7 protein-coding genes and 2 pseudogenes are annotated in these 5,486 nt (G+C 44.1%); 5 read left to right on the top strand and 4 right to left on the bottom strand.

Annotation, left to right across the window (positions count from 1 at the left end; translation table 11 throughout):
* Window positions 1-155 (bottom strand): annotated as a pseudogene (locus R7070_RS24320) (inner membrane protein YpjD); the annotation flags it as partial.
* A gap of 224 nt (window positions 156-379) precedes the next feature.
* Between R7070_RS24320 and ffh the strand changes: the two are divergent.
* The 5 genes from ffh (at window position 380) to rplS (ending at window position 3,981) form a co-directional block, all read left to right on the top strand.
* Window positions 380-1,762: a signal recognition particle protein gene (gene ffh / locus R7070_RS24315; protein WP_005385423.1), complete on the top strand. Its 1,383-nt coding sequence runs from the start codon at window positions 380-382 to the stop codon at window positions 1,760-1,762.
* Window positions 1,763-1,971: 209 nt separating this feature from the next.
* A complete protein-coding gene (rpsP, locus tag R7070_RS24310; protein WP_005379962.1) occupies window positions 1,972-2,220 on the top strand; it encodes a 30S ribosomal protein S16 in 249 nt (82 codons plus the stop codon).
* 29 nt (window positions 2,221-2,249) lie between these two features.
* Window positions 2,250-2,798 carry a ribosome maturation factor RimM gene (rimM, locus tag R7070_RS24305; RefSeq protein ID WP_005379964.1) on the top strand — a complete coding sequence of 183 codons (549 nt, stop codon included), beginning with the start codon at window positions 2,250-2,252 and terminating at the stop codon, window positions 2,796-2,798.
* A 27-nt stretch (window positions 2,799-2,825) separates the two neighbouring features.
* A complete protein-coding gene (gene trmD / locus R7070_RS24300; RefSeq protein ID WP_005385420.1) occupies window positions 2,826-3,587 on the top strand; it encodes a tRNA (guanosine(37)-N1)-methyltransferase TrmD in 762 nt (253 codons plus the stop codon).
* A gap of 40 nt (window positions 3,588-3,627) precedes the next feature.
* Window positions 3,628-3,981, top strand: coding sequence for a 50S ribosomal protein L19 (rplS, locus tag R7070_RS24295; RefSeq protein ID WP_005379971.1), 354 nt, complete (start codon window positions 3,628-3,630; stop codon window positions 3,979-3,981).
* 312 nt (window positions 3,982-4,293) lie between these two features.
* Here the strand turns inward: rplS and yacG are convergent, their stop codons facing one another.
* The 3 genes and pseudogenes from yacG to coaE all read right to left on the bottom strand — a co-directional run.
* Window positions 4,294-4,488 carry a DNA gyrase inhibitor YacG gene (yacG, locus tag R7070_RS24290; protein ID WP_017635922.1) on the bottom strand — a complete coding sequence of 65 codons (195 nt, stop codon included), beginning with the start codon at window positions 4,486-4,488 and terminating at the stop codon, window positions 4,294-4,296.
* 158 nt (window positions 4,489-4,646) lie between these two features.
* Window positions 4,647-5,387 (bottom strand): cell division protein ZapD, encoded by a 741-nt coding sequence (gene zapD, locus R7070_RS24285; protein ID WP_017820392.1) that lies wholly within the window; start codon window positions 5,385-5,387, stop codon window positions 4,647-4,649.
* 27 nt (window positions 5,388-5,414) lie between these two features.
* Window positions 5,415-5,486, bottom strand: a pseudogene (coaE, locus tag R7070_RS24280) (dephospho-CoA kinase); the annotation flags it as partial.

Here is a 5,486-nt window from a genome sequence, read left to right as displayed (position 1 = left end):
TCACTCAAAATCCACGCATGAAAAACAAGCGCACAGGCAGCACTAGCAAACACTGTTTTTGCTTTGATTCCTGACTGTTGTGAGAGTCCGGGTATGATGGTCGCAATCGCCAAGACATAAAGTATGGCGGCCGCGATGGCTATTAAGCTATCCATGAATCCTAAATATTATTGTGCACGATGGAGAAATTATACCTTGCATTACACTTTGGGGCTACGATATATCCGACATCAATCGTGAGAGATGAGATATTGAAATTAATAAGTTACCGCACCATATATAAATAGAGACAAGAATAGGACAGCGGTACGGGTATGACTCAGACCTTGGCTAATGTATACTCACACTAATTAATCGCCATTTTAGCGAAGAGACAAAGATGTTTGAGAATTTAACGGATCGATTATCCAAAACGCTGAAAAATATCAGTGGTAAAGGTCGTCTGACCGAAGACAACATTAAAGAAACCCTACGTGAAGTCCGAATGGCTCTACTTGAAGCTGACGTTGCGCTTCCGGTCGTTCGTGAATTTGTGAACCGCGTTAAAGAAAAAGCGGTGGGCGTAGAAGTTTCTAAATCTCTGACTCCAGGTCAGGAATTTATCAAGATCGTTCAAACAGAACTTGAAGCCGTAATGGGTGAGTCGAATGAGGCGCTAAACCTTGCTGCTCAACCACCTGCAGTGCTTCTTATGGCTGGTCTACAAGGTGCGGGTAAAACCACATCGGTAGGTAAGTTATCTAAGCTTCTAAAAGAACGTGACAAGAAGAAAGTCTTGGTTGTGTCTGCCGACGTTTACCGTCCTGCGGCAATCAAGCAGCTTGAAACACTGGCATCAGACATCGGTGTTGACTTCTTCCCATCATCACCAGACCAAAAGCCTATTGATATCGCCAATGCAGCAATTGACCATGCGAAGAAAAAATTCTACGACGTACTTATTGTCGATACCGCAGGTCGTTTGGCAATTGATGAAGAGATGATGGGGGAGATCAAAGATCTTCACGCAGCTATCAACCCAGTAGAAACGCTATTTGTTGTTGACGCCATGACGGGTCAAGACGCAGCAAATACAGCAAAAGCCTTTGGCGATGCGCTACCTCTTACTGGTGTAGTTCTAACTAAGGTTGATGGTGATGCTCGTGGTGGTGCGGCACTTTCAGTACGCCATGTCACGGGCAAACCAATCAAATTCTTGGGTGTCGGTGAAAAAACTGACGCGCTAGAACCGTTCCACCCAGATCGTGTTGCTTCACGTATTCTTGGCATGGGTGACGTTCTGTCTTTGATTGAAGACCTACAACGCAACGTTGACCAAGAAAAGGCAGAAAAGTTAGCGAAGAAGTTCAAAGAGAAGAAAGGTTTCGACCTTGAAGATTTCCGTGAACAGCTAGGCCAGATGCAAAACATGGGCGGCATGATGGGGATGATGGATAAGCTTCCAGGAATGTCCCAGCTACCAGACAATGTGAAAGATAAAGTCGATGACAAGATGTTCAAACAGATGGAAGCGATCATCAGCTCCATGACAATGAAAGAACGTCAACGCCCAGAAATTATCAAGGGCTCGCGCAAGAAGCGTATCGCGGCTGGTTCTGGTGTGCAGGTTCAAGATGTAAACCGCTTACTAAAACAGTTCACCCAAATGCAGAAAATGATGAAAAAGATGCAAAAAGGTGGCATGAAAGGCATGATGCGCAACATGCAAGGCATGATGGGCGGCATGGGTGGTGGCGGTGGCTTCAACCCATTTGGTCGTTAATTAATCGATCACGCATAGATTCAGGGTGTTAGGTACGTCACAAACTTTAAATTCAATTTATGTTGGTGAAAAAGTAACTAAACTCCTTGCATTGCTCCGGGAGAAGAGTAAAATTCCGGAGCTTTATTTTGGCACGAGACCCCAAACTGTTTAATTTCTTGAATGGTTTTTGGGGTTAATTTTATTTTTGAGAAAGCAAAGAGGACGACATGGTAACCATTCGTTTGGCACGTCACGGCGCTAAAAAGCGTCCATTTTATCAAATCGTAGTAGCGGACAGCCGCAACGCTGCAACTGGCCGTTTCATCGAGAAAGTTGGTTTCTTCAACCCAACTGCTAAAGGTCAAGAAGAAGGTCTACGTCTAGACCTAGACCGCGTTAACCACTGGGTTGGTCAAGGCGCGTCAGTATCTGACCGTGTTGCTAAGCTAGTTAAAGACGCTCAAAAAGCGGCTTAATTTTTTACTTGAAAAGTAGAAACTAGTTTATGTCGATGAAAGGTAAAGAAACAATGAGCAACGAAAAGATTGTTGTAGGCAAGTTTGGTGCTACTTACGGCATTCGTGGTTGGCTTAAGGTTTTTTCCTACACAGACAATGCTGAAAGCATTTTCGATTACAGCCCTTGGTACATTAACCAAAAGGGCAAGTGGGTTGAGTACAAAGTAGAAAGCTGGAAGCGCCATAACAAAGGTATGGTGGCTAAGCTGGAAGGCATGGATGTTCGTGAAGACGCGCATCTAATGACGAACTTTGAAATTGCTATTGACCCTGCGGTACTTCCTGAATTGTCAGAAGATGAGTTCTACTGGCGCGAATTGTTTGGGATGCAAGTTGTAACTACTAAAGGTTACGATCTAGGTGTCGTTACTGACATGCTAGAAACTGGCTCAAACGATGTTCTGGTTGTTAAAGCAAATCTTAAAGATGCTTTCGGGCAGAAGGAACGATTAATCCCGTTCCTTGAAGAGCAAGTGATCATTAATGTTGATCGCGAAGCTCAACGGATCGAAGTTGACTGGGATCCTGGATTCTAATCTCCAAAATTACAGAGCGAGATAAACATGTGGGTTGGCGTTATTAGCCTTTTTCCAGAAATGTTCCGTTCTGTTACTGATTTTGGAGTAACAGGTCAAGCGGTTAAAAAAGGTCTTTTGTCGATTGAGACTTGGAATCCTAGAGATTTCACTCACGACAAACATCGCACAGTCGATGACCGACCTTACGGTGGTGGCCCTGGTATGTTAATGATGGTTCAGCCTTTGCGCGATGCCATTCATACCGCGAAAGCAGCCTCACCGGGCAAGACGAAAGTCATCTACCTTTCTCCTCAAGGTCGCAAGCTCGACCAGAAAGGAGTGGAAGAACTGGCAACGAATGAGAACTTGCTTCTGATTTGTGGTCGTTATGAAGGGGTAGATGAGCGCATCATTCAATCTGAAGTCGACGAAGAATGGTCGATTGGTGATTTTGTGATGACGGGTGGTGAGATACCAGCCATGACGTTAATCGACTCTGTCTCTCGGTTTGTTCCGGGTGTACTAGGGGATTTCGCGTCAGCAGAAGAAGACTCTTTTGCAAATGGCTTGTTAGATTGCCCTCACTATACGCGTCCAGAAGTATTGGATGACAAAGAGGTACCAGCGGTACTGATGTCAGGCAATCACAAGGACATTCGTCAATGGCGACTCAAGCAGTCGTTGGGCCGTACTTGGCTAAGAAGACCAGAGCTCCTGGAAAACCTAGCTCTGACTGACGAACAGGAACAATTACTTGCTGAGTTTGTTAATGAGCATAAAGCTATTAAAGAACATAACGCAAAGTAACCTAATTTATTTAGTATCAGTTTATTCTAGGAATTTAAAAATGAGTAACATCATCAAAGCTCTTGAAGAAGAGCAAATGAAATCAGACCTACCTAAATTTGCACCAGGTGACACTGTTGTAGTTCAAGTTAAGGTAAAAGAAGGTGACCGTGAGCGTCTACAGGCTTTCGAAGGCGTTGTAATCGCAATCCGTAACCGTGGTCTACACTCTGCTTTCACTGTACGTAAGATCTCTAACGGTGAAGGTGTTGAGCGTACGTTCCAAACACACTCTCCAATCGTTGATAGCATCGAAGTTAAACGCCGTGGTGCAGTACGTCGTGCCAAGTTGTACTACCTACGTGAGCGTTCTGGTAAGTCTGCTCGTATCAAAGAGAAACTTGCTAAGAAGTAATGCTATAACTAGCGTTCTCATCTTAAACGGAGTCCTTTTAGGGCTCCGTTTTTTTATTTGTGTAATTAGCTTGCTCGTTTCTTTTCACCCGACCTGAACTGTCGATGCTCATGCACTGATGTACACTCCACGCCTCTGCCTTGCTGTGAATAGATTCCTGATGTCGCTATGGCTCCTCGGAATGACGGGAATTGATAGCCAAAGATTACAGGGTACCGCGGTTAAAATTCGTCATTCTGGACAGCGACGAAGGAGCGTGATTCAGATTCCCCAAGAAGGAACCTAGGGTATTCCTTTACCCTAGGTCTCAATTTAATACTGGTCTTCAGACCAGCCATCACTATCGGACATATCGGGTGCGCCTGGGATGGTGTTTTCTTCATCTGCCCATTCACCAAAATCAATCATTTGGCATTGTTTACTGCAGAAAGGGCGATGAGGACTTTGTTCTCCCCATTCTACGTCGGCGCCACATTGTGGACATTGAACGATGGTAACTTTAGACATAGTTGAGCGTCCCATTACTAATTGGTGTTAAAGGGTAGTATACCTAAACGAATTAAAGATGGCTTATTCAACGCGCTATTGCTGCTACGAAATTTTATCAAATATAAGCGCAATAAAGCGTTGAATTTTAGATTATGGAGGCGAGGCGTAGTGTCGTCTTAGCTGCAAACAGCAAGTTCAAATTCAATATCTTGTGTGCATGCTTGACCGTTTTCAAACGACATGAACTTGATCGCAAAGCGGTTTTTATGGCCTGAAATCATAGGATACACGCCATATTCCATTGGGATGTGAAGTCTTAGAATGTTGGCTTCATCAGCGTCACTTTGGAAGAAACCTGCACGACCGATTTGAGCTTTGAAATGTCCGGTCTCTCTAGTGAGCTTTAACCATAACGAAAGCGCATCAGATAAGGGCTTTAAGCTTGCTTGCCACTGTTGTGCATCACGCTTTTTACGTTCAATAGGTAGATGAAGCCAGTAGTGTAATGCTGGCAGATCAAAACAGCATGAACCACCCGGTAGATTAAAGCGTTGACGGATAGAGCTTAGGAAGCGATCTTCTTTTAATGCTTGGCCAAAACGTTCAGCACTCATTAGTTGGCTATGAACGACATCTATCTCTTGTAGCAAGGTATTTAATGCGTCTTGATCGACACCATCAACATTGAGCCAATGGCGGTACGACAGCCGTTGCTTCTCAAGATCTTTAGCCAGTTCACTTTTCAGTTGGATTTGTTCGAAGATCTCAACCATATCGAATAACGCACGGAAAAACAGTTGATACTGATGATTTTCGCTAAACCCAGAGGCCAAGTGAGCCTGACGCAGCAGAGACTCCACTCTTAGATAAATACGAGTTTTCTCATTTAACGGATGTTCAAATTTGTGCGTGGTCATCGACATAAGCCTTTGTGAGTTTCGTTCCTATTTTCGCAGATTTTTCTTACACATGGCTAGGTACTTTTCGTGCAAATCTGTGATTTGAAGCAAAAGATC

The organism is Vibrio sp. 1557 (genome assembly GCF_033340175.1).
GTDB classification, from domain to species: Bacteria; Pseudomonadota; Gammaproteobacteria; order Enterobacterales; family Vibrionaceae; genus Vibrio; species Vibrio alginolyticus.
This window is presented reverse-complemented; position numbering and strand designations above follow the sequence as displayed.

Excerpts from the sequence above, each read along its gene's own strand:
- ffh (WP_005385423.1), top strand. The coding sequence starts at position 380 with ATGTTTGAGAATTTAACGGATCGATTATCCAAAACGCTGAAAAATATC.
- rpsP (WP_005379962.1), top strand. The coding sequence starts at position 1,972 with ATGGTAACCATTCGTTTGGCACGTCACGGCGCTAAAAAGCGTCCATTT.
- rimM (WP_005379964.1), top strand. The coding sequence starts at position 2,250 with ATGTCGATGAAAGGTAAAGAAACAATGAGCAACGAAAAGATTGTTGTA.
- trmD (WP_005385420.1), top strand. The coding sequence starts at position 2,826 with ATGTGGGTTGGCGTTATTAGCCTTTTTCCAGAAATGTTCCGTTCTGTT.
- rplS (WP_005379971.1), top strand. The coding sequence starts at position 3,628 with ATGAGTAACATCATCAAAGCTCTTGAAGAAGAGCAAATGAAATCAGAC.
- yacG (WP_017635922.1), bottom strand. The coding sequence starts at position 4,488 with ATGTCTAAAGTTACCATCGTTCAATGTCCACAATGTGGCGCCGACGTA.
- zapD (WP_017820392.1), bottom strand. The coding sequence starts at position 5,387 with ATGACCACGCACAAATTTGAACATCCGTTAAATGAGAAAACTCGTATT.